Raw genomic sequence first — 21,539 nt, 5'->3', positions numbered from 1 at the left:
GGCGCGCATCGCGCATGACGGATGCGGGCGCCGGTGTCGCGGTTGCCGCGGATCGCGTGCGGTAACATGCACGGCGGGCGCGGCGCGGTGCCGCGCCCGCGACTGACGAAGGCCGAGGCGGCCTGACCGCGTCGCGCAGTGCCGCCGTTCGCCGGCCCGCATCCGCAGGGACGCGGCTCGCGCGGCGCGCGCAATCGATTACGCACGAAATGCCCGGCCGTTCGCGTCATGCCGTCGCGTGGGCCGCGGGGCCGCGACATGGAGAAACCGATGAAGAACGCGATCGCGATGATCGTTGCGCTCGTTGTGAGCGCAACCTTTTCAGGATGTGCGGACATGAACACGAAGCATCCGAACGCCACCGCCGGCGGCGCGGTAATGAATCCGGCGCCGTCGGGCGCCGCGGCTTCGTGCAAGGCCGACGCCGCCCCGGACGACGCGCTGATCGGCAAGACCGAAGCCGACGCGGCCGCACTGCTGGACGGCTGCCTGTGGCGCGTGCTCGAACGCGACGGCAAGTCGCTGCCGGGCACGATGGACTACCGCGCGGAGCGCCGCGATCTCGGCATTCGCGACGGGAAGGTGATCTGGGTGCGGCGCGGCTGACCGAAGCGGCCGGCGGGGAAGCGGCGCGACGAGGATCGGACCGGCGTGAATCGTCGCGCCGGGCGTGATCGCGGTTGCCGCGGGATTCGCGCGATCGCCGGCCGAGGTCCGGCGTGATGTGCGTTACGAATACCGGACGATCGATGTCGCGCTGTCTGCGCGCGTATTTCGGCGTGAATTGCATGGATCGCCGGCCATGCGCGAGCGGCATGAACGCGCCAGAACTTGCGCCGACCACGACGAGATGATCGCCACGCATGCGAAGCCGCGTTCGCGTGCGCGTTACTTCGAGATGTACCAGAGCGCGTCGGCGGTCGCGCGCGTGGCCGGCGCGGCGGCAGCCGGTGCGGGCGTCGGTGCGGCCGGCGTCGGTGTGTTCGACGTGACGGCAGCGGGCCACGTGGCCGGCGCGTTCGACGACGTCGACACGGGCGCAGTGCTCGCCGTATTCGCCGTGCTGGCGGCCGATCCCGCTCCCGACGTCGACGGCGTGTTCAGATACCACAGCGCATCGGCGGACGCCGTGCGCCTGGCCGACGCCGACGCGTTCGCGGCCGGCTGTTTCGCGCCGGGCGTCGCGGCAGCCGTCGCCGTCGCGCCCGAACGCTGCGTTGCCGCTGCCGCTGCCGCGTTCGCACCGGCGCCTGCCTGCGCGGTCATCCCCGCCGCGCTGCGCTGCGCGCGCGCCTCGAACGGCCCGAGCTGGAAGATCAACGTTTGCGCGGGACGCGTCAGAACGGCATATGGAAACTGCAGCTCCCACGACATCAGCACGCGGCCCGATGACGTTTCGGTGAAGATCGCCGGCACGTGTTTCATGTCGCTGAACTGCACGTAGATGCGCGCGCCGTCGTCGAACACCTGCGTCGGCTTCGCCTGGTCGGCGCCGGTGACGGTCCAGCCGAAGTTGTACGTGCCGGCCGGGCCGGCAGGCCCGCCTTGCGGCTGCGGCGGCGGGGCGGCGGGAGCGAGCGTGCGCGCCCGCGCGACGGGCGGCGCCGACACGCTCAGGCTCGCGAACGGGTTGTACGGCTGCACCTGTTGCGGCGGCGTAAAGGAGGGCGGCAGGATGGGCATGGGAGTATCCGGCGAATCCGGCAGGGTCCGGATTGCATCATAGACCTTGCGCGCATACGCGAGGCGCTTGTCGGGCGACGCGGCGTTGTACGCGCCGATCGCGTTCCAGTTCGGGCCGAGCTGGCGGATGTTCTGCGACAGGATCCACGCGCCGACGTACGCATTCGTGCACGCATCGAACAGGCTTTCGCGCGTGATCCCTTCGCGCGCGAGCGTCGGCAGCCACGTGCTGTTGATCTGCATCAGGCCGATGTCGACGGTGCCGTTCGTATTGGTGTTGACGGCGTTCGGATTCATCCCCGATTCGACCTGCGCGATGCCGCGCAGCAGGCTCACGCTGACCTTCTGGAACGCGGCCGCGTCGTCGAGGCAGTCGGCGCGCGCGGGCGTGTGCAGCGCGCACGACAGCGCGAACGCCGCGGCGAGCGTCGGCGTGGCGTGGCTGATCGAACGGATAGTCTGACGCGGCATGACAGGATGGGGCGGGATCCGGCCGCCCGGTGCAAGGAAATTACGCAGACGCGAAGTGTGCCATAGCGAAAGGGCAAATGGCTCGCATCAAACTTTCCTTTGCAATTACCGGCGCATTCGGCGCGCATTTTTTAAAACGCCGGGATCGCTGCGCGACGCAGTGGAATCGCTAAACAGGCGGCTTTTTTCCATGCAAGCGGACCGGCGTTCACCGTCGGTAACCTGACGCCGCGCGTCAGTTGCGTCGCGAATGCAGTAATGAATAGATGGCCGAAGTCGCGCGAACAACGCGCGGCCGCCGGCATTCGCGCCCAAAACGAAAGCGGCGGCCCGCGGCCGCCGTGTCGGTGAATCCCGCTGCCAGTCCGGCAACCGGCACCCTCGATGCGTTTCCGGGCGGCCGGTTGCGCGATCGCAAGCGCGCCGCAGCCGGCCGACGTCGATCAGAAGCGGTGACGCAGGCCGAGGTTGACCATCGTCTGCGAGCTCGTGCCCGCGTAGCCGTACGACCCGATCGACGCCTGCGCGGCCATCGCCCCGCCGTTGCCGTCGCCGGTCTGGCCGCTCGCGTGCTGGTACGCGGCTGTCAGGTACACGTCGGTGCGCTTCGACAGCGAGTAGTCGGCGCCGGCCGACACCTGGTGATACGTCGCCGACGTATCGCCGCCGGAGCGCGTGTAGCTGTAGCCGACGCCGACGAGCAGCGCATTGGTCGCCTGGTAGTTCACGAAGCCCTGCCCGGTGTTGTAGTGCTCGTTCGAGTCGAACACCGAGCTTGCGTCGCGCCGATACTGCGCGTTGCTGTAGCCGACGCCGAACGTGAACGGGCCGGCAACGTACTGGCCGGCGATGCGTGCAATGCCGATCGAATGCGCGCTCGCATAGCCGTTGTTGATCGGGCCGTCGAAGGTGCCGTCCGACGAGCTGGTCCAGCCGTTGCGCAGTCCGTTCGACGCGGGGCTGTTGGTCGCGTGGAAGTAGCCGCCCGCGACGCTGAACGGCCCGTTGTTGTACGACACGGCCGCCGAATACGACTGCGCGGCGCCGGTGCTGCCCGCGATCCCGCCGAACGAGTACATCGCCGCGAACTGCAGGCCCGCATAGACGGCCGACGTGTACTTCACCGCGTTGTCGACGCGGAAGCTGTTGTCGTAGTTGTCGACGTCGCCCGGCGTCGCGAACGCGCTGCCGAGATAGTTGTCGGCGGTGATGCCCTGCACGAGATCGATGAGCGGATCGTACTGGCGGCCGAACGTCAGCGTGCCGTAGCGGTCGCTCGTCAGTCCGACGAACGCCTGCCGGCCGAACAGGCGGTTGCCCTGGCCCGCCCGGCCGGTGCTCGGATCGAAGCCGTTCTCGAACTGGAACAGCGCCCTCAGCCCGCCGCCGAGATCCTCGGTGCCCTTCACGCCCCAACGGCTGCCGGCCAGGTTGCCCGCGCTGCTGTTGCCGAGCATCCACGCGTTGTCCTTGCCCTGCGCGTGGTTCACGTACGTGATCGACGTGTCGATCACGCCGTACAGCGTGACGCTGGACTGCGCATGCGCGACGGGCGCTGTCGCGAACGCCGCGAGCGATATCAGAGAGAAGGTCGTGCGTTTCATGTCATCTCCTTGCGTGTTGGTTTGTCCTGGGATTTGCCCGGGATTTGCCGGGTTTGCTTGCCCGAAACCGGAATGGCAGGAGACTACCGAGCGGCCGTCGAACGGCAAAAATGAAATTCTCCAATGTGACCTAAAGCAGACAGCCGGATGCTGCGGCAAGGTCTATTGAGAGATTCGGATTATTGATGGGCGCGTATCAATCGATTTGAATTTTGAGATATGGCGGGGCACGTATTGCCGGATTCGAGATAATTCGGCGCGATTTCGGGTTCAATCGCGCGGTCGGCGCGTTTGTCGTCGATTCGTCAATTAATTATTGAATGAATTGAATCGCGCGCGGCGGGGCAGATATGTTATTTGCGCGTGCGCCGTGGCGACGGCACACCGCCAGCGGCGTCCACCACGGAGTGCGAGAATGCGGCCTTCGGCCGGCGGGCGCCGCGCCGCTCACCAGGGAACCCGTATGGACAGTCACATCGCACCGGTGGAGCTGAAGAAAGCCTACCGCCTCCTCAACCATGGCCCGACCGTGCTCGTGTCGGCGCGCCACGACGGCGTCGACAACGTGATGGCCGCCGCATGGGCGTGCGCGCTCGACTTCCTGCCGCCGAAGCTGACCGTCGTGCTCGACAAGTCCGCGAAGACCCGCGAACTCGTCGAGCGTAGCGGCGCGTTCGTGATCCAGGTGCCGACGGCCGCGCAGCTGCAGCTCACGCATGCGGTCGGCAGCCGCAGTCTCGCCGAGCGGCCCGACAAGCTGCGCGAGGCGGGCGTCACGCTGTTCGACGTCGAAGGGCGCGACCTGCCGTTCGTCGCCGGCTGCTCGGGCTGGCTTGCGTGCAAGCTGATTCCCGAGCCGCACAACCAGCAGACCTACGACCTGTTCATCGGCGAAGTGACCGGCGCGTGGTCCGACACGCGCGTGTTCCGCGACGGTCACTGGTATTTCGAATCGGCCGATCCGGCGCTGCGCAGCCTGCACTACATCGCGGGCGGCAACTTCTACGCGATCGGCGAATCGCTGCACGCCGATCCGGATCGGACGGACGCGCAGTAAGCGCCGCGGCTGTGCCGCTCCATCATCCGAAGCGCGGTTCAAGCGCGCTTTTTCAATGCCGCGAGCATCACGTCGGCGAACGCCTGCGCGACGCGCGGCAGCGTGCGCCCGCGTTTCGCGACGAGCGCGATCGGCCGCACGAACGCCGGATCGTCGATCGGCTTCGCGACGAGGTCGGGCTCGGCGCGCACCTCGCGCGCGGTCGCGGGCAGGATCGTCACGCCGAGGCCGCCGCGCACCATCGCGACGGCCGTCATCATGTACGTCGGTTCGCACGCGATGTCGGGCGTGCAGCCGGCCGCTTCCAGCGCGCGGTCGACGACGCTGCGCACGCTCGTGCCCTGTGCGGTCAGCACGAGCGGCACGGCCGCGACGTCGGCGGTGCGCACGCGCCGCTTGCGCGCGAGCGGATGATCCTTCGGACACACGGCGACGAGCCGGTCCGCTCCCGCATACAGCACGTCCAGCGACGCGTCGAACGTATCGCCGCCGGTCAGCCCGAGATCGGCTTCCTCGTTGCGCACCAGCGCGGTGACGAGGCTCGCGACACCGTCGCGAACGTCGAAGCCCGCGCGCGGGACGTCGCGCCGGAACGACTGGATCAGCTCCGGCAGCAGGCTGGACGCGAACGTCGGCAGGCACGCGAAGCGCACCGTGCCGCTCGCGCCCTCGCCGAGCGAGCGCGCGTCGCGCAGCACGCGCTCCATGTCGTCGAGCGAGCGCTGCAGCAGCGGCAGCAGTTCGCGCCCGGTCTGCGTGAGCGCGACGCTGCGGCTGTTGCGGTCGAACAGCCGCGCGCCGACGATTTCCTCGAGCCGCCGGATCTGCACGGTCAGCGCCGGCTGTGACAAATGCAGCCGCGCGGCCGCGCGCGTGAAGTTGCCGGCTTGCGCGACGGTGACGAACGCGCGAATGTCGCGAAGATTCAGATCCATAATCGTTCGTGATTGCTGCAATCAAATCATTTCAATTGTGCTATTGCTGCGCCGACCTTACGCTCGTCTTCCATAAAAGACAAGGTAGGAGACACCGATGCTGCCGTTACTCGGGCTGGGCACGATCGTCGTGCTGCTGGCCGCGATCCTGTCCAAACGCATGTCGCCGCTCGTCGCGCTGATCATCGTGCCGATCGCGGCGTCGCTGATCGGCGGCTTCGGGCTGCACACCAGCAAATTCGTGATCGACGGGCTGAAGGGGCTCGCGCCCGTGGTCGGGATGTTCGTGTTCGCGATCCTCTATTTCGGCACGATCACCGATGCGGGCACGCTCGACCCGATCATCGACCGCATCCTGCGCGCGGTCGGCACGCGGCCGACGCGGATCGTGATGGGCACGACGCTGCTCGCGCTGCTGATCCATCTCGACGGCTCGGGCGCCGTGTGCTTTCTCGTGACGATCCCCGCAGTGCTGCCGCTGTACGACCGGCTGAAGATGGACCGGCGCGTGCTGGCCGCGGCGGTGTCGATGGCCGCCGGGATCAACTTCCTGCCGTGGACGGGGCCGATGATCCGCGCGTCGGCGTCGCTGCACCTGCCGGTGTCGGCGCTGTTCAATCCGCTGATTCCGGTGCAGGCGATCGGGCTCGTGTTCGTGTTCGGCGTCGCGTACTGGCTTGGGCGGCGCGAGGAGAAGCGGCTCGGGCTGTCGCGCGACGATGCGTCGATTCCGCTGCCCAAGCGCGAGCTGACCGCGGACGAGCAGGCGCTGCGCAGGCCGCACCTGTTCTGGTTCAACCTGGTACTGACGCTCGTCGTGCTCGGCACGATGGTCGTGATGGGCGAGAAGATTCCGCCCGCGCTCATGTTCATGGTCGGGCTGTGCGTCGCGCTGATGGTGAACTACCCGAACGTCGACATGCAGAGAAAGCGCATCGACGCGCATGCGCGTGCGGCGTTGATGATGGCCGGCATCCTGCTCGCGGCCGGCGTGTTCACCGGAATCATGCAGGGCAGCGGGATGCTGAAGGCGATGGCGCAGGCCGCGGTCGGTTTCGTGCCGCCGTCGATGGCCGGCCATATCCCGGTCGCGCTCGGCCTCGCGTCGATGCCGCTCAGCATGCTGTTCGATCCGGATTCGTTCTATTTCGGCGTGCTGCCGGTGATCGCTGAAGTGGCCGGCCAGCTCGGCGTGCCGGCCGTGCACGTCGGGCAGGCGGCATTGCTCGGCCAGATGACGACCGGGTTCCCGGTCAGCCCGCTGACGCCCGCGACGTTCCTCGTCGTCGGCTTGTGCGGCATCGAGCTGGCCGAGCACCAGAAGTTCACGTTTCCGCTGCTGTTCGGCGCGTCGATCGTGATGACGATCGCGTGCGTCGCGCTCGGCGTTTTCTGATTTTTCCCCGGTGCGCGAGCGCCGGATGATGGGACGGACATGACAGCACAGCCTTTACACGAACGTCGCGTGCGCATCGGTGCGGGCGCCGGCTATTCGGGCGACCGGATCGAGCCGGCGGTCGAGCTGGCCGAACACGGGCAGCTCGACTATCTGGTGTTCGAATGCCTCGCCGAACGCACGATCGCGATCGCGCAGCAGACGCGGCGCAAGGATCCGTCGCTCGGCTACGATCCGCTGCTCGACGCACGCATGCACGCGGTGCTGCCGGTGGCGGCGGCCAAACGTGTGCGCATCGTGTCGAACATGGGCGCCGCGAACCCGCGCGCAGCCGCGCGGCGTACCGCGCAGATCGCGCAGTCGCTCGGTATCGCGGGGCTGAAGGTCGCGGCGGTCGAAGGCGACGACGTGCTCGACATCGTGCTGCGCGGCGCGTTGCGCTTCGAGGAATCGGGCGACGAAGTCGCCGCGTATCGCGAGCGCGTCGTGTCCGCCAACGCGTATCTCGGCGCCGCGCCGATCGTCGATGCGCTCGCGGCCGGCGCGGACGTCGTGCTGACCGGGCGCGTCGCCGATCCGTCGCTTTTCGCCGCGCCGCTGATCCACGCGTTCGGCTGGCGGATGGACGACTGGGACACGCTCGGCCAGGCGACGGTCGTCGGCCATCTGCTCGAATGCGCGGGACAGGTGACGGGCGGCTATTTCGCCGACCCCGGCTACAAGGACGTGCCGAATCTGGCGCGGCTCGGCTTTCCGATCGGCGAGGTCTCGGCCGACGGCTCGGTCGTGATCACGAAGGTGCCGCACGCGGGCGGCCGCGTGAGTGCGGCGACCTGCAAGGAACAGCTGCTGTACGAGATCCACGATCCGGCGCGCTATCTGCAGCCCGACGTCGTCGCGGATTTCACGCGGGTCGCCGTCGCCGAGGAGGCGCCGGACCGCGTGCGCGTGACGGGCGGGCGCGGCAGCGCGCGCACCGATACGCTGAAAGTGTCCGTCGCGTACGTCGACGGCTGGATCGGCGAAGGGCAGATCTCGTACGGCGGCCCCGGTGCGCTGGCGCGTGCGCGGCTCGCGCTCGACATCGTCCGCGAGCGGCTTGCGCTGACCGGCGTCGCCGCGACCGAGCTGCGCTTCGATCTGATCGGCGTCGATGCGCTGTACGGCGATGCGACGCCCGCCGTGCATGGCGAGCCGGCCGAAGTCCGCGTGCGGGTCGCGGGCCGCGCGGCGACGGCGGCCGAGGCCGCGCGCATCGGCAACGAAGTCGAGACGCTTTATACGAACGGGCCGGCCGGCGGCGGCGGTGCGTTCAAGTCGACGCGCGAGGTGATCGCGGTGCAGTCGGTGCTGCTGCCGCGTGCGGTCGTGACGCCGTCGTTTTCATTCGTGGAGGCGTGATGCAACTGCGTGAACTGGCGCATGCGCGCACCGGCGACAAGGGCAATACGCTGAACGTGTCGGTCATCTGCCGCGATCCGCGGCACTACGAACACCTGCGCGCGCATCTGGATGCGCCGGCGGTGAAGGCGTGGCTGGCCGGCATCGTGCACGGCGATGTCGTGCGCTACGAGCTGCCGGCGCTTGCCGCGTTCAACTTCGTGCTGCGCGATGCGCTCGGCGGCGGCGTCACGCGCTCGCTTGCGCTCGATGCGCACGGGAAGTCGGTCAGCTCGGCGCTGCTGGCGATCGACGTGCCGGAGCCGGCGTGATCGCGTGATGCCGTCGCGTCCGGCGAGCGGGACGACGTCGCGCTTCGGTTTCATGGTCGATGCCGGGGGCGTGGCGGAGGTGGGTACCGGTACGACCGGGTTTGCGCCGAACCGCCGGATTTCGAGGCCCGCCAACGCGTAAACACCGGCCGCTATATGGATCCGGGCCGCGGGTCGCGCTTTTTTTCATTGGTCTGACCAGTCTAACCTCAAGATGCGCGGCCGGCGGCCGATAGAACGACAGCGAGCACCCATTGATTACTCGAACAACGCGGCAACGGAGATCATTGTCATCATGCTGTCATCGATTCGCGCCCGGATTCTGGCGACCTGCGTCGCCATCGTGGTCACGGCCCTCGCCGTGACCGGCGGCCTCGTGTATTACGTCGTGAAGCAGCACAACGACGAAACCATCGACCAGAACCTGAAGTCCGTGCTGGCCGGCCATGCAATCGCGATCGACGAGTGGATCGCGAGCCGCGCGCAGCAGACGCAGGCGCTCGCGGATACGCTGACGGTCGGCGAAGGCGATCCGCTGCCGGCGCTGACGCTGCTCGGCAAGTCGGGCGGCTTCCAGGTGCTCACGCTCGGCCTGCCGGATCGCACCGCGGTGTCCAACGTGCCGCTCGCGGCCGGTTACGATCCGACCGCGCGCCCGTGGTACAAGCAGGCCGTCGACGCCGGCCGGCTCGTCGTCACCGCGTTGTATCCCGATGCGTCGACCGGCAAGCCGGCGTTCGCGTTCGCGGCGCCGATCATGCGCGCCGGCACGCTGAAAGGCGTGCTGGCCGCGAGCCTCTACATGGAGCGCGCGAGTACGATCGTCGCATCGATGCACCCGACGCCGGCGAGCTTCGCATTCCTGGTCGATCGAAGCGGGCGCGTGATCGCGGGCGCGAAGACGGACCTGATCATGAAGCCGGCGACCCAGTTGTCGCCGGATCTGACGCCGGAGCGCCTGGCCGGCCTGCAGGCCGCGTCCGAGCCGGTGGCGCTCGATATCGACGGTGCGACCAAGCTGCTGCGCGCGCAGGCGATCGCTGGCACCGACTGGTCGCTCGTGATGGCGCTCGACCGGTCGGACGTGACGGCCGGCATGCGCGCGGTCGCCGCGACGACGCTGATCGCGATTCTCGTCGTCGCGTGCGTGGCGGCCGCGCTGGTCGGCGCGCTGACGAACGCGGCATTCAAGCGCGTGCTGCTCGTGCGCGACGCGCTCACCGACGTCGCGAGCGGCAGCGGAGACCTGACGAAGCGGCTCGACGCCGACGGCTCCGACGAAGCCGCGCAAATCGCGCGCGCGTTCAATCTGTTCGCGGAGAAGATCAGCGCGATTCTGCTGAAGATCCGCGGATTCAGCGAATCCGTGAGCGTGGCGAGCGCGGAGATCGCGCAGGGCAACCAGGATCTGTCGAGCCGCACCGAACATGCGGCGTCGAGCCTGCAGGAAACCGCGGCCGCGCTCGAGGAGATCGCCGGCACGGCGCGCAATTCCGCCGACTCCGCGACCCAGGTGAACCGGCTCGCGGAATCCGCGTCGGTCGTCGCGGTGCGCGGCGGCGAGGTCGTGAGCCAGGTGGTCGCGACGATGGGCGAAATCACGAAGGCGTCGAGCGAAATCTCGAACATCATCGGCGTGATCGACGGCATCGCGTTCCAGACCAACATCCTCGCGTTGAACGCGGCGGTCGAGGCCGCGCGCGCGAACGAGCACGGGCGCGGCTTCGCGGTGGTCGCGGGCGAGGTGCGCACGCTCGCGCAGCGCAGCGCGCAGGCGGCCAAGGAAATCAAGCAGCTGATCCAGTCGTCGGTCGAGAAGATCGAGGGCGGCTCGGGGCTCGTGCAGACGGCCGGCGCGACGATGGACGAAATCGTCGATGGCGTGCGCAGCATCAGCAGCGTGATCTCCGAAATGACGATCGCCGCGAACGAGCAGAGCACCGGCCTTGCGCAGGTCAATCAGGCCGTGTCGCAACTCGATCATTCGACACAGCAGAACGCCGCGCTCGTCGAGGAGTCGGCGGCCGCTGCCGCGCTGCTGCGCGAACAGGCGGCGCAGCTCGCGGAAATGGTCGGCGAATTCAAGCTGGCTCGCGCGCAGGCGGCCGAGGCGGGGGTGGGGTGAGCGGGGAGTTGTCGCTCGACGCAGGGTGACGGTATGGGCGGCCGCCGCATCGTGCCGACGGCGTTGCGCGCAGGACATTGATCCTGCAAACGCGGAAACGGCCGGCATCGCGCCGCCCGATCCATCACACGTACAGATAACGCACGAGGTGGAAGAACACCGGCGCGGCGAAGCAGACCGAGTCGACGCGATCGAGCATCCCGCCGTGGCCCGCGATCATCGAGCCCCAGTCCTTCGTGCCGAGCGAGCGTTTCACCGCCGACAGCACGAGGCCGCCGACGAAGCCCGCGATCACGATCGCGAGCGAGATCCCGAACGCCGCGCCGAAGCCGAACGGCGTCACGCGATACAGCGACGCGCCGCACAGCGTCGCGAGCAGGCCGCCGCCGATGAAGCCTTCGACCGTCTTCGACGGCGACAGCCGCGGCGCGATCTTGCGGCGTCCGAACAGCTTGCCGACCACGTACTGCAGCACGTCGCTGATCTGCACGACGAACAGGAAGAAGAACAGCAGCAGCGCGTTCTGCCCCGCGTAGCGCGGAATGTCGAGGATCAGCACGGCCGGCGCATGGCTCAGCCCGTACACGCACACCATCAGCGCCCAGTTGATCTTCGCGTTGCGGCTCAGGAATTCGCGCGTGTCCTGCGTGAGCGCCGACACCAGTGACATCGCGAAGAACAGGTGCACTGGCACGAAGATCGAATACATCCCGTACCAGTTGATCGCGAGCAGCAGATACTGCACCGGAATCGCGATGAAGAACGCGATGAACAGCGTCGTATGGTCGCTCGCGGTCGTCGGCGTGAGCGTGATGAATTCGCGCAGCGTCAGATACGACAGCAGCGCGAACACGAAGTACGTGACGTTGTTGCCGAGACTGATCGCGATGACCATGATCGCGATCATCGCCCACCACGCGCGGATGCGCTGGTTCAGGTTGACGATCGTCGCATTCGTGCCGCCGCTGCGCGCGCCGAGGATCGCGCCGATCACGGTCGCGAGCGCGAGCACGCCGGTGACGCCCGCGACGAGTTCCCAGAAGAGAGTTCGCATGAAGAGATCCGGAAAGGAAAGAGAAGGGCGCCCCGTTCAGCCGGCCGGCCGCTGCGGCGGCGCGAGCGCGACGATCGCGTCGCGCATGCGGGCGAGGAAGGTCGGCTTGTCTTCGCCGGCGCCGAGCGCTTCGTTCGCGCCGAAGTGCACCTTGCAGATCAGCGGCACCGGCCAGATCGTGCCCTTCGGCATGATCCGCTGCAGGTTCTCCAGGTAGACCGGCGCAAGCGCGACGTCCGGAAACTCGGTCGCGAGATGGAACAGGCCGCTCTTGAACGGCTGCGGCAACACGTCGGCGCCGCGCGTACCTTCCGGGAAGATGATGATCGAGTGGCCTTGCCGCAGTGCGTCGCGCACCGGGTCCAACGGGTCGCCGCCGCTTTCGCGGTGACGGTCGATCAGCACGACGTTCAGCAGCTTCTGCGCGATGTGCCGCTTCAGGTCGCCGCTGTCCCAGTAGTCGCGCGCCGCGACGGGCCGCACGACCGCGCGCACGTCGCGCGGCAGCGCGGCGAGGATCGCGAGCGTGTCGATGTGGCTCGTGTGGTTCGAGAAGTAGATCTTCTGCGTCGGCGACGGCGGCGCCTGATGCCAGACCGGATACGCGCCGGCGACGAGCCGCACGATCGACAGCAGGAAGTCGCGCTGCCACACGTTGACGATGTTCATCGGCGCGGCGCCTCCTGCGCGCATGCGCGCGCGGCCGCGCAGGGGCGGCGCGCGGGTTCCCGGAATGCCGGCGCGGCAGGATGCGCGCCGGACGGCCATTGTTGTTCAATTTTTTTCAAATTCGTGGCTGCCTGTCGCAGGGCCGCGATCGTCGGACGATTCGCCGCGCACGTTGCGTCGCGGTGCATCGCCGTTCGACGGCGGGAAAATCGGCTGTTGCACGAGCGCCCGTCTGCAGTTCGAATCGATTGCTGTGCTTGCGGGCCAGCGGATTATCGCGAGTTTCCGCCGAAAACGCCAGATTGCGCGGCACCCCGGCCGCATGGCGCGGCTTGACGCATCGGGGCCGCTCGGCGACGATTACGACCACCTGCCGGCACCCGTCGCCGGCGGCCGCGCCGCCCGGGGCATGGCGGCGGCAAACGGGTCCGAACGTGCCGAACCAAATAAAACGATGAGCCTCTACGCACTCAAACCGAAATTCCAGAACCAACTGCGTCCGTTCGCGGATTCGCTTGCCGCGCGCGGCGTCACCGCGAACCAGGTCACGCTGTTCGCGGCCGGCGGCTCGATCGTCGTCGGCGCGCTCGCGGGGCTCGGTGTGTTCGCCCGCGTGCTGTTCCTGCTGATTCCGATCTGGCTGTTCGTGCGGATGGCGCTCAACGCGATCGACGGGATGCTCGCGCGCGAACACGGGCAGAAGAGCACGCTCGGCGCATACCTGAACGAGCTCGGCGACGTCGTGTCCGACGTCGCGCTCGTGCTGCCGTTTCTCGCGATTCCCGCGTTCGCGGCGGCAGACGTCTGGCTGTTCGCGCTGACGGCGGTCATCGTCGAATGCGCTGGGCTGATCGGCCCGCTCGCCGGCGCCACGCGCCGCTACGACGGCCCGTTCGGCAAGAGCGACCGCGCGCTCGCGCTCGGCGCGTTCGCGCTGTGGATCGGCTTCGGTCTGCCGGTCGGCGGCGTCGCCGCGTGGCTGTGGCGTCTGCTGATCGTGCTGTCGATCGTGACGGCGGTGCGGCGCGTGCAGGCCGGTGTCGCGGAAGCGGGCGGCTGACGGCGTTCGACTGCCGCGGCTGCACCGGCGCCGGAGGGCGGCGCCGCATGATTCGAATAACGAAACGAGAGAGATCGGATGAGCGCACGCACGGCCCGCGAGGCCGACTTCATCACGCACGACGGCGAGACGCTGTTCTATCGCCACTGGCCCGCGACGGGCCCGCGTTGCCGCGGCGCGATCGTGCTGCTGCATCGCGGCCACGAACACTCGGCGCGCGTCGCGCATCTCGTCGACGAACTCGACCTGCCGGACTTCGCATTCTTCGCATGGGACGCACGCGGCCACGGCCGCTCGCCCGGCGCACGCGGCTACAGTCCGAGCGCGGCCGCGTCGGTGCGCGATCTGCAGACGTTCGTCGAGCATATCCGCGACACGCACGGCATCGCGATCGGCGACATGGCCGTGGTCGGGCAGAGCGTCGGCGCGGTGCTCGCGGCGACCTGGGTGCACGATTACGCACCGCCGATCCGGTGTCTCGTCGTCGCGTCGCCCGCGTTCCGCATCAAGTTGTACGTACCGTTCGCGCGGCCGGGGCTGCGGCTGATGCACAAGCTGCGCGGGCTGTTCTACGTGAACAGCTACGTGAAGCCGGCATTGCTCACGCACGATCCCGAACGGATCGCGAGCTACGCGGCCGATCCGCTGATCACGCGGCCGATCGCCGTCAACATGCTGCTCGATCTGCACGACACCGCGCGGCGGATCGTCGCCGACGCGGCCGCGATCACCGTGCCGACGCAACTGCTGATCTCGGGTGCCGACTGGGTCGTGCATCGCGGCCCGCAGGACCGTTTCTACGAGCGGCTCGGCGCCGCACGCAAGGAGCGTATCGTGCTGCCGGGCTTCTATCACGACACGCTCGGCGAACGCGACCGCGCACAGGCGCTCGCGCCGCTACGCGCGTTCGTGCTGCGCGAGTTCGATACGCCGAGCCCGCGCGTGTCGCTGGCCGACGCGGACCGGCGCGGCGCGTTCCACGACGAATACGCGGCGCTCGGCCGTCCGCCCGCGAACCCGTTCGCCCGCGCGTACTGGGCGATCGTGCGCGCCGCGCTGAAGGCGGGCGGCGCGCTGTCGGACGGCATCGCGCTCGGGCTGCGGCTCGGCTTCGATTCGGGCTCGACGCTCGACTACGTTTACCGCAACCGCGCCCAGGGGCGGTTCGGCATCGGTACGCTGATCGATCGAACCTATCTCGATTCGCCGGGCTGGGCCGGGATCCGGCAGCGCAAGGTGCATCTGCAGGAGCTGATCGGCGCGGCGATCGGCCGGCTGCGCGAGCGCGGCGAACCGGTGCGGATCGTCGATATCGCCGCCGGGCACGGCCGCTACGTGCTCGATGCGATCGCGACGGTCGCCGAGCGCGACGGCGCGGCGCCGGACGACATCACGCTGCGCGACTACAGCCCGCCGAACGTCGACGCCGGACGCGTGCTGATCGCGCAGCGCGGCCTGGAACCGATCGCGCGCTTCGAGCGCGGCGATGCATTCGACGAGGCGTCGCTCGCGGCGCTCGAGCCGCGGCCGACGCTCGCGATCGTGTCCGGGCTGTATGAACTGTTCGGCGAGAACGCGCTGATCGAGCGCTCGCTGCGCGGGCTCGCGCACGCGGTGCCGCCCGGCGGCTATCTCGTCTATACGGGGCAGCCTTGGCATCCGCAACTCGAGTTCATCGCGCGTGCGCTGAACAATCACCGCGGCGACGCAACGTGGGTGATGCGCCGCCGTTCGCAGGCCGAGATGGACGAGCTCGTCGCGCGAGCGGGTTTCCGCAAGCTCGACCAGCGGATCGACGAGAAGGGCATCTTCACGGTCAGCCTCGCGCAGCGGGTCGACGCGTGATGAGCGCGCTCGGCGGCGGACGCGGTGTGACGTGCGCGGTCGCGTGGCGCCGCGATGCGCGGGAGGCGCTCGCGGCGGCCGCTGCGGTGCGGTCGTATGCGCTGTGGTCGACCGACTGCGCGGTCATGTTGCAGGACTGGCTCGGCCGCCGCCGCGTGACGGAGCGCGGATGATGCGCGACGTATCCATATCGTTTCGGATCGCCGCCGCGCGCGGTGCGCTCGACGCGGGCGCGTGGGCGATCGCCGCCGCGTTTGCCGCGGCCGGCGCGGGGTGGTGGATCGCGTCGGGCTGGCCGGCGGCGGCGGTCGCGCGCGTGCTGCTGGCCGTGGTCAGCACAGGGTCGGGGATCGCCGCGCTGTGGTACGCGGTGCGCATCCAGATCGATCGGCGGCTGTTCGCCGCGTTGGCGCGAACGGCGTCGGGCGGCGACCCGATCGACGACGCGCTCGCCGCGCTCGATCGCGCGCTTGCCGAGCTCGGCTGGATCGATGAACGGAAGGCCGGACGCACGCTCGACGCACGCGTGCGCGGCGCGGTCGGACTATGCCGGGCCAGCGTGCTGGTCGCGATCGCCCAGTGGATCGTGGTCGGGCTCGCGATCGCGGCGGCACGGATCGGGTAGCCGCGCGGGCGTGTGCCGCGGCGGCAGGCCGAACGCGGCGCGCGTGACACGAGCGTGTGCGCGGCCCGCTGTGCCCGCGTGGGCTTCACCTCGTACATCGCGCGCGATCCGCGTGCTCGATCAGCGCGTTCATGTCGGTGCCGTCGTCGGACAGCATCGCGACGCTGAGACCGACGCAGACGCCGAGCCGAGCCGAGCTGAACCGCAGCAGGTGCCCTTCGAACTCGAACGGTTCGCCTACCGGCCGCGCGAGCCGCACGCGTTTCACGCCGACGTCGTCGCGGCGGCCGACGTTCGGCAGGCGGCAGGCATCGCGATCGACGCGCGGGTCGATTTCCGGATCGCTGCACTACAGCAGTTCGCCGCCCGTCACGCACCGGCCGGACACGCTCCCCGCGCGGGCGCAGCCGCAGCCCGAGCATTCCTGCGGCGGAGCCCGATGCGGCGCGGTACGCAATGTGGTCGCCTTCGGCGAACTCGTCCGCCGCGCCGCCCGCACCGGTGAGTCGCGGCACCTGCCCGGTCACGTCGGTCATCACGCTGCCGCGATCGATGCCCGGCTTCGCGATCTCCGTCTGGACCGCAATGCTGCACAGCAGCGTGTCGGCGGGCGGGATCGTGGTGTCGGCTGTTTGATCCAGGTCAGTTTTTGATGAAGAAAGCGCGGCGCGCGGTGCCGGCTTGCGGTAGGATACGCGCCGCGCACGCGGCAGCGTTGCTCCGGGCGGCTCGCAACGGGCCGCAGCCGGCATCCGGCCGGTTGTCCGGAGCGACGGTTCGGCGCCGCAGGGTGCCGGCCAGTCCGGCCGGCAGCAACGGTGCAATTTTTACCATTCAATCGCCGCGCGTCGTATTTCCGACCGAACCGAGTTGTTTTTCGCTTCGTCCGCACGAATCCGGGTGAGTTTCGTCTCTATTTTGAGATAGTGTGACGAATGTGCGGGCGCCGGTGTCAGGCGAGCGCAGCCTGCCGGCCGGCAGCGGAGAATTCGCCGGGTCGTTTCGATAAATGAATTAGGCCAGACTTTGAGGGGAAGCAGTGGGGATGTGCACTCACGGGCATAGCTGCTTTGCGCGCGCCGGTTGCGGCGCGCTTGATCACCGGACGACCACGACCATGACCACGACGATGCGGAGCCGCGCATGAAGCCGGCTGCGTCGTTGTTCGTCCTGTCCGTCGCCGCGGTCGGTGCGCTCCATGCGGCCGCGCTGTCGGCCGCACCGATGCCGGCCGTGCCGGCGGCCTCCGCTCCTTCGGCGACACCGACGCCCGGCAGCGGCGCGGCCACACCACCGCTCGCCGCCGCGCCGGGCGCCGCCAGCGCGCCGGCCGCCGGGTTGCCGGCGACGACCGTGCGCCTGCCGTTCGCGTCGCTGGGCGCGTTCGATCCGGTGCACCTGCGCGGCGCCGACGACGCGCGCACGATCAACGCGGGCGTGCGGCTCGACCGCGTGGTCACGGGCGCGCGGTTGCGCCTGACCTACGCGTATTCGCCGTCGCTCGTGTTTCCGATGTCGCACCTGAAAGTGTCGGTCAACGGCGAGGTGGTCGCGACCGTCCCGTTCGACGCGCCGCGCGCGGGCCGCATGATCACGCAGGACATTCCGATCGATCCGCGCTACTTCTCCGATTACAACCAGATCGGCCTGCGCCTGATCGCGCATTACACGCTCGATCATTGCGAGGACCCGTCGAACTCGGCGCTGTGGGCCGACGTGAGCCCGACGAGCGAGCTGATTCTCGACGAATCGCCGGTGCGCTTGCCGAACGATCTCGCGCTGCTGCCCGCGCCGTTCTTCGACCGGCGCGACAACGGGCTGCTGCGGCTGCCGTTCGTGCTGCCGGCGTCGCCCGACTCGGCGACGCTGCGCAGCGCCGGCGTGCTCGCGTCGTGGTTCGGCGCGCAGGCCGACTACCGGCAGGCGCGCTTTCCGGTCGCGGCCACGCTGCCGGCGGACGATCAGGCGGTCGTAGTCGGCACGGCCACGACGCTGCCGGCCGGGCTCGCGCTGCCGTCGGTCAACGGCCCGCTGCTCGCGGTGGTCGACAACCCGGCCGCGCCGGGCCGCAAGCTGCTGATCGTGACGGGCCGCACGGCGGCCGAGCTCGACGACGCGGTCGCGACGCTCGTGCTCGGCCGCGCGGCGTTGTCGGGGCCGGCGGCGACGGTCGCGCACGTCGATCTCGGCGCGCCGCGCAAGCCGTACGATGCGCCGCGCTGGCTGCCGGTGAACCGGCCGATCGCGTTCCGCGAGCTCGTGTCGGACCCGCGCGAGCTCGAAGTGCGCGGCACGTCGCCCGATGCGATCCGCCTGAACCTGCGCGTGCCGGCCGATCTTCATTCGTGGAACGGCTCGGGCGTGCCGATCACGCTGCGCTACCGCTACACGGCGCCGACCGTGCAGGACAACTCGACGCTCGCCGTCGAGATCAACGACCAGCTCGTGAAGTCGTACCGGCTCGGGCCGGCCCATGCGGAAGACGCGCGCGGGCGCATGCAGCTGCCGCTGCTGTCGGTGCCGGAAGGGCGCGTGACGAGCGACGTCGACATCCCGGCGTTCCGCGTCGGCAGCGGCAACCAGCTGCAGTTCCGCTTCACGCTCGACTCGCAGAAGACGGGGCTCTGCTCGAGCACCGCGACCGAGCCGCAGCGCGCGGCGATCGATCCGGATTCGACGATCGACTTCTCGCACTTCGTCCACTACGCGCAATTGCCGAACCTCGCGTTCTTCGCGAACAGCGGCTTTCCGTTCACGCGCTTCGCCGACCTGTCGCAGACGGCGGTCGTGGTGCCCGACCGGCCATCGCCGCAGGAGCTCGAAGCGTACCTGACGATGCTCGGCCACATGGGCCAGTGGACCGGCTTCCCGGCGCTGCGCGTGCAGGTCGCGCGGCCCGGCGACGTCGCCGCGCTCGACGGCCGCAAGGACCTGCTCGTGATCGACGGCTCGCCCGCGTCGCCGCTGCTGTCGCGCTGGCGCACGGCGCTGCCGCTATCGATCGACCAGCAGCGCGGCACCGGCGCGACGCGCGTCGCGTTCTCGGTGAAGGAGCGCTGGCGCAACGGCGTCGGGATGGCCGACGGCAGCGCGCATATCGAGCAGACGGGCCAGCTCGCGGCGCTCGCCGGTTTCGAGCTGCCGGGCAGTCATGGCCGCAGCGTCGTCGCGCTGACGGCGACCGGTCAGGCGCGCCTGGGCGATCTGCTCGACGTGTTCGAGAAGCCGGGCCTCGTGTCGCAGCTGCAGGGCGACCTCGCGCTGGTGCGGCCGGGGCAGGTGGACAGCCTGCGCGTCGGCGAGCCGTACGTGGTCGGCTTCGTGCCGTGGTATGCGCGTGTGTGGACGCAGGCGGCGCGGCACCCGGTCGTGCTCGGCGTGGTCGGGGTCGTCGCGGGGCTGCTGCTCGCGCTCGGCGTGTTCAGCGTGCTGCAGAGAATCGCCGCGCGCCGACGGGGGATGTAACGGATGGCGTGGGCATTCGCAAGGCGACGGGCCACGCGGCCGGCGCGGCGCGTCGGCGCGACGTGGGTGCTGGCCGTTGCGGCCGCGTGTTCGGTAGCCGGGGCGGCACGGGCGGCGCAGGCCGCACCGGCGACGCCACGCAGCGCGGCCGGCGCGGCGGACGCGCAATGCGGCACGGCATGGCCGCGCTGGGATGCGTTCAAGCGCGATTTCGTGTCGGCCGACGGCCGCGTGATCGACGTCGGCTCGGCCGATTCGCGCACGGTATCGGAGGGGCAGGCGTATGGACTGTTCTTCGCACTGGTCGCGAACGACCGGCGCACGTTCGACACGATCCTCGCATGGACCGAGAACAACCTCGCGCAGGGCGACCTGAGCGCGCATCTGCCGGCGTGGCTGTGGGGCCGCGCGCCCGACGGCGCATGGCGCGTGCTCGACGCGAACGCGGCGTCGGATGCCGACCTGTGGATCGCGTACACGCTCGTCGAAGCCGGCCGGTTGTGGCGCGAGCGCAGCTACACGGCGCGCGGCGCGCTGCTCGCGAAGCGCGTGCTCGACGACGAGACGGCCAGCGTGCCGGGGCTCGGCCTCGCGCTGCTGCCCGGGCCGACCGGCTTCAAGCTGGCCGGCGGCCAATGGCGCGTGAATCCGAGCTATTCGCCGCCGCAGGTGATCCGCGGGCTCGCCGCGCGGCTGCCCGACGATCGCCGCTGGGCCGCGCTCGCGACGAGCACCGGCCGCGTGCTGCTCGACACCGCGCCGAAGGGCTTCGCGCCCGACTGGGCGCTGTATCGCGCGGGGGCCGGGTTCGCCCCGGATCCGCAGACCCATGCGGAAAGTGCGTACAACGCGATTCGCGTGTACCTGTGGGCCGGCATGCTCGATCGTGCCGATCCGCTCGCCGCGCCGCTGCTCGCGCGCTTCGCGCCGTTCGCGGACTACATCGCCGCGCATGGCGCGCCGCCGGAGAAGGTCGATACGACGACCGGCGTCGCAGGCCCGAACGACGGCAACGGCGGATTCTCCGCGGCCGCCGTGCCGTTTCTCGATGCGCGCGGCCAGCATGCGCTCGCCGATGCGCAGGCGGCGCGCGTCGAGACGCTCGCGCGCCAGTCGGCGCCCGGCTATTACACGAGCGTGCTGACGCTGTTCGGCCTCGGCTGGCGCGAAGGCCGCTACCGGTTCGGCGCGGACGGCTCGCTCGATCCCCGCTGGGAGGGCCGTTCATGCGCGGCCCGATGAAGCGCACCGCGCCGCGCGTCGCGGGTTTCGCGTGGCTCGCGTCGTGCGTCTGCGCGGCCGGGCCGGCCGCGGCCGCCGCCACCGTCGCGGCCGCACCGAAAGCCGTCGCGCCGAAGGCCGCGGCGACCTCGGCCCCGACCGCGGCCGATCTGGCCGACGCGCGGCGCCAGCTCGCGACCGCGCGCATGTGGGGCGACAAGCATCGCGACGACCTCGCGCGCGACGCGCTGCGCAAAGGGCTGCTGATCGCGCCGGACGACCCGGCGCTGCTCGCGGAGCAGATGCGCGTGCTGCTGCGGCTCGGCGACGCGCAACGCGCGCAGGCCTCGCTTGCGCGGCTGCAGACGCTCGCGCCCTCCGCGCCGGACACGCGGCGCGCGGCCGACGAATACCGCGTCGCGACGAGCGGGCGCGGCGAGATGGCGCAAATCCGCCTGCTCGCCCGCAGCGGCCGCGCCGACGAAGCGGCCCGGCGCATCGTCGCGCTGTTTCCGAACGGCGCGCCGTCCGGCGCGCTGGGCGCCGAGTACTACCAGATCGTGTCGAACGCGCCGGGCGGCCGCGAGCCGGCGCTCGCCGCGCTGCGCCGCACGGTC

The 21,539-nt window shown here is 69.8% G+C and carries 19 protein-coding genes and 1 pseudogene; 14 read left to right on the top strand and 6 right to left on the bottom strand.

The window, feature by feature from the left end:
* Positions 1-270: 270 nt before the first annotated feature.
* A complete protein-coding gene (locus BSE24067_RS09970; protein WP_170297423.1) occupies positions 271-606 on the top strand; it encodes a hypothetical protein in 336 nt (111 codons plus the stop codon).
* A 282-nt stretch (positions 607-888) separates the two neighbouring features.
* Here BSE24067_RS09970 and BSE24067_RS09965 read toward each other — a convergent pair whose 3' ends face one another.
* A complete protein-coding gene (locus BSE24067_RS09965; RefSeq protein WP_174904740.1) occupies positions 889-2,154 on the bottom strand; it encodes a lytic transglycosylase domain-containing protein in 1,266 nt (421 codons plus the stop codon).
* A gap of 443 nt (positions 2,155-2,597) precedes the next feature.
* Positions 2,598-3,758, bottom strand: a complete 1,161-nt coding sequence (locus tag BSE24067_RS09960; protein ID WP_151068110.1) for a porin — start codon at positions 3,756-3,758, stop codon at positions 2,598-2,600.
* A 463-nt stretch (positions 3,759-4,221) separates the two neighbouring features.
* On the opposite strand from BSE24067_RS09960, the gene BSE24067_RS09955 reads away from it, so the two are divergent.
* Positions 4,222-4,815, top strand: a complete 594-nt coding sequence (locus BSE24067_RS09955) for a flavin reductase family protein (protein WP_151068112.1) — start codon at positions 4,222-4,224, stop codon at positions 4,813-4,815.
* A 38-nt stretch (positions 4,816-4,853) separates the two neighbouring features.
* On the opposite strand, the gene BSE24067_RS09950 is transcribed toward BSE24067_RS09955, so the two are convergent.
* Positions 4,854-5,750: a LysR family transcriptional regulator gene (locus BSE24067_RS09950; protein ID WP_151068114.1), complete on the bottom strand. Its 897-nt coding sequence runs from the start codon at positions 5,748-5,750 to the stop codon at positions 4,854-4,856.
* A gap of 97 nt (positions 5,751-5,847) precedes the next feature.
* On the opposite strand from BSE24067_RS09950, the gene BSE24067_RS09945 reads away from it, so the two are divergent.
* The 4 genes from BSE24067_RS09945 to BSE24067_RS09930 all read left to right on the top strand — a co-directional run bounded on the left by BSE24067_RS09945 (position 5,848) and on the right by BSE24067_RS09930 (position 10,983).
* Positions 5,848-7,146, top strand: a complete 1,299-nt coding sequence (locus BSE24067_RS09945) for a CitMHS family transporter (protein WP_151068115.1) — start codon at positions 5,848-5,850, stop codon at positions 7,144-7,146.
* Positions 7,147-7,185: 39 nt separating this feature from the next.
* A complete protein-coding gene (locus BSE24067_RS09940) occupies positions 7,186-8,547 on the top strand; it encodes an acyclic terpene utilization AtuA family protein (RefSeq protein ID WP_151068117.1) in 1,362 nt (453 codons plus the stop codon).
* Complete coding sequence (locus BSE24067_RS09935; RefSeq protein ID WP_151068119.1) at positions 8,547-8,858, top strand: AtuA-related protein; 312 nt, start codon at positions 8,547-8,549, stop codon at positions 8,856-8,858. Before BSE24067_RS09940 ends, BSE24067_RS09935 begins: the two co-directional genes overlap by 1 nt.
* A 295-nt stretch (positions 8,859-9,153) precedes the next feature.
* Positions 9,154-10,983 (top strand): methyl-accepting chemotaxis protein, encoded by a 1,830-nt coding sequence (locus BSE24067_RS09930; RefSeq protein ID WP_151068120.1) that lies wholly within the window; start codon positions 9,154-9,156, stop codon positions 10,981-10,983.
* Positions 10,984-11,107: 124 nt separating this feature from the next.
* Here BSE24067_RS09930 and BSE24067_RS09925 read toward each other — a convergent pair whose 3' ends face one another.
* Positions 11,108-12,037: a phosphatidate cytidylyltransferase gene (locus tag BSE24067_RS09925; RefSeq protein WP_151068122.1), complete on the bottom strand. Its 930-nt coding sequence runs from the start codon at positions 12,035-12,037 to the stop codon at positions 11,108-11,110.
* A gap of 36 nt (positions 12,038-12,073) precedes the next feature.
* Complete coding sequence (locus BSE24067_RS09920) at positions 12,074-12,706, bottom strand: lysophospholipid acyltransferase family protein (RefSeq protein WP_151068124.1); 633 nt, start codon at positions 12,704-12,706, stop codon at positions 12,074-12,076.
* 454 nt (positions 12,707-13,160) lie between these two features.
* Here BSE24067_RS09920 and BSE24067_RS09915 point away from each other — a divergent pair, with 454 nt between their 5' ends.
* The 4 genes from BSE24067_RS09915 (at position 13,161) to BSE24067_RS09900 (ending at position 16,236) form a co-directional block, all read left to right on the top strand.
* Positions 13,161-13,766: a CDP-alcohol phosphatidyltransferase family protein gene (locus BSE24067_RS09915; protein ID WP_151068126.1), complete on the top strand. Its 606-nt coding sequence runs from the start codon at positions 13,161-13,163 to the stop codon at positions 13,764-13,766.
* Between the two features lie 78 nt (positions 13,767-13,844).
* Positions 13,845-15,611 (top strand): bifunctional alpha/beta hydrolase/class I SAM-dependent methyltransferase, encoded by a 1,767-nt coding sequence (locus BSE24067_RS09910; protein ID WP_151068127.1) that lies wholly within the window; start codon positions 13,845-13,847, stop codon positions 15,609-15,611.
* Positions 15,611-15,784, top strand: coding sequence for a hypothetical protein (locus BSE24067_RS09905; protein WP_170297553.1), 174 nt, complete (start codon positions 15,611-15,613; stop codon positions 15,782-15,784). Before BSE24067_RS09910 ends, BSE24067_RS09905 begins: the two co-directional genes overlap by 1 nt.
* Positions 15,784-16,236: a hypothetical protein gene (locus BSE24067_RS09900; RefSeq protein ID WP_151068131.1), complete on the top strand. Its 453-nt coding sequence runs from the start codon at positions 15,784-15,786 to the stop codon at positions 16,234-16,236. Before BSE24067_RS09905 ends, BSE24067_RS09900 begins: the two co-directional genes overlap by 1 nt.
* An 85-nt stretch (positions 16,237-16,321) precedes the next feature.
* On the opposite strand, the gene BSE24067_RS32445 is transcribed toward BSE24067_RS09900, so the two are convergent.
* On the bottom strand, positions 16,322-16,504 hold the full coding sequence (locus tag BSE24067_RS32445; protein WP_244130414.1) for a hypothetical protein: 183 nt from the start codon (positions 16,502-16,504) through the stop codon (positions 16,322-16,324).
* Positions 16,505-16,692: 188 nt separating this feature from the next.
* Here BSE24067_RS32445 and BSE24067_RS32440 point away from each other — a divergent pair, with 188 nt between their 5' ends.
* From BSE24067_RS32440 to BSE24067_RS09880, 4 genes and pseudogenes are all read left to right on the top strand, one after another.
* Positions 16,693-16,872: a hypothetical protein gene (locus BSE24067_RS32440; protein WP_244130413.1), complete on the top strand. Its 180-nt coding sequence runs from the start codon at positions 16,693-16,695 to the stop codon at positions 16,870-16,872.
* Between the two features lie 507 nt (positions 16,873-17,379).
* Positions 17,380-19,701, top strand: a complete 2,322-nt coding sequence (gene bcsB, locus BSE24067_RS09890) for a cellulose biosynthesis cyclic di-GMP-binding regulatory protein BcsB (protein WP_174904739.1) — start codon at positions 17,380-17,382, stop codon at positions 19,699-19,701.
* Positions 19,702-19,704: 3 nt separating this feature from the next.
* Positions 19,705-20,943 carry a cellulose synthase complex periplasmic endoglucanase BcsZ gene (bcsZ, locus tag BSE24067_RS09885; protein WP_174904738.1) on the top strand — a complete coding sequence of 413 codons (1,239 nt, stop codon included), beginning with the start codon at positions 19,705-19,707 and terminating at the stop codon, positions 20,941-20,943.
* Positions 20,928-21,539: pseudogene (locus BSE24067_RS09880) on the top strand (cellulose biosynthesis protein); the annotation flags it as partial. The gene bcsZ and the pseudogene BSE24067_RS09880, both read left to right, overlap by 16 nt.

This window comes from Burkholderia latens (genome assembly GCF_902499045.1).
GTDB lineage: Bacteria > Pseudomonadota > Gammaproteobacteria > Burkholderiales > Burkholderiaceae > Burkholderia > Burkholderia latens.
This window is presented reverse-complemented; position numbering and strand designations above follow the sequence as displayed.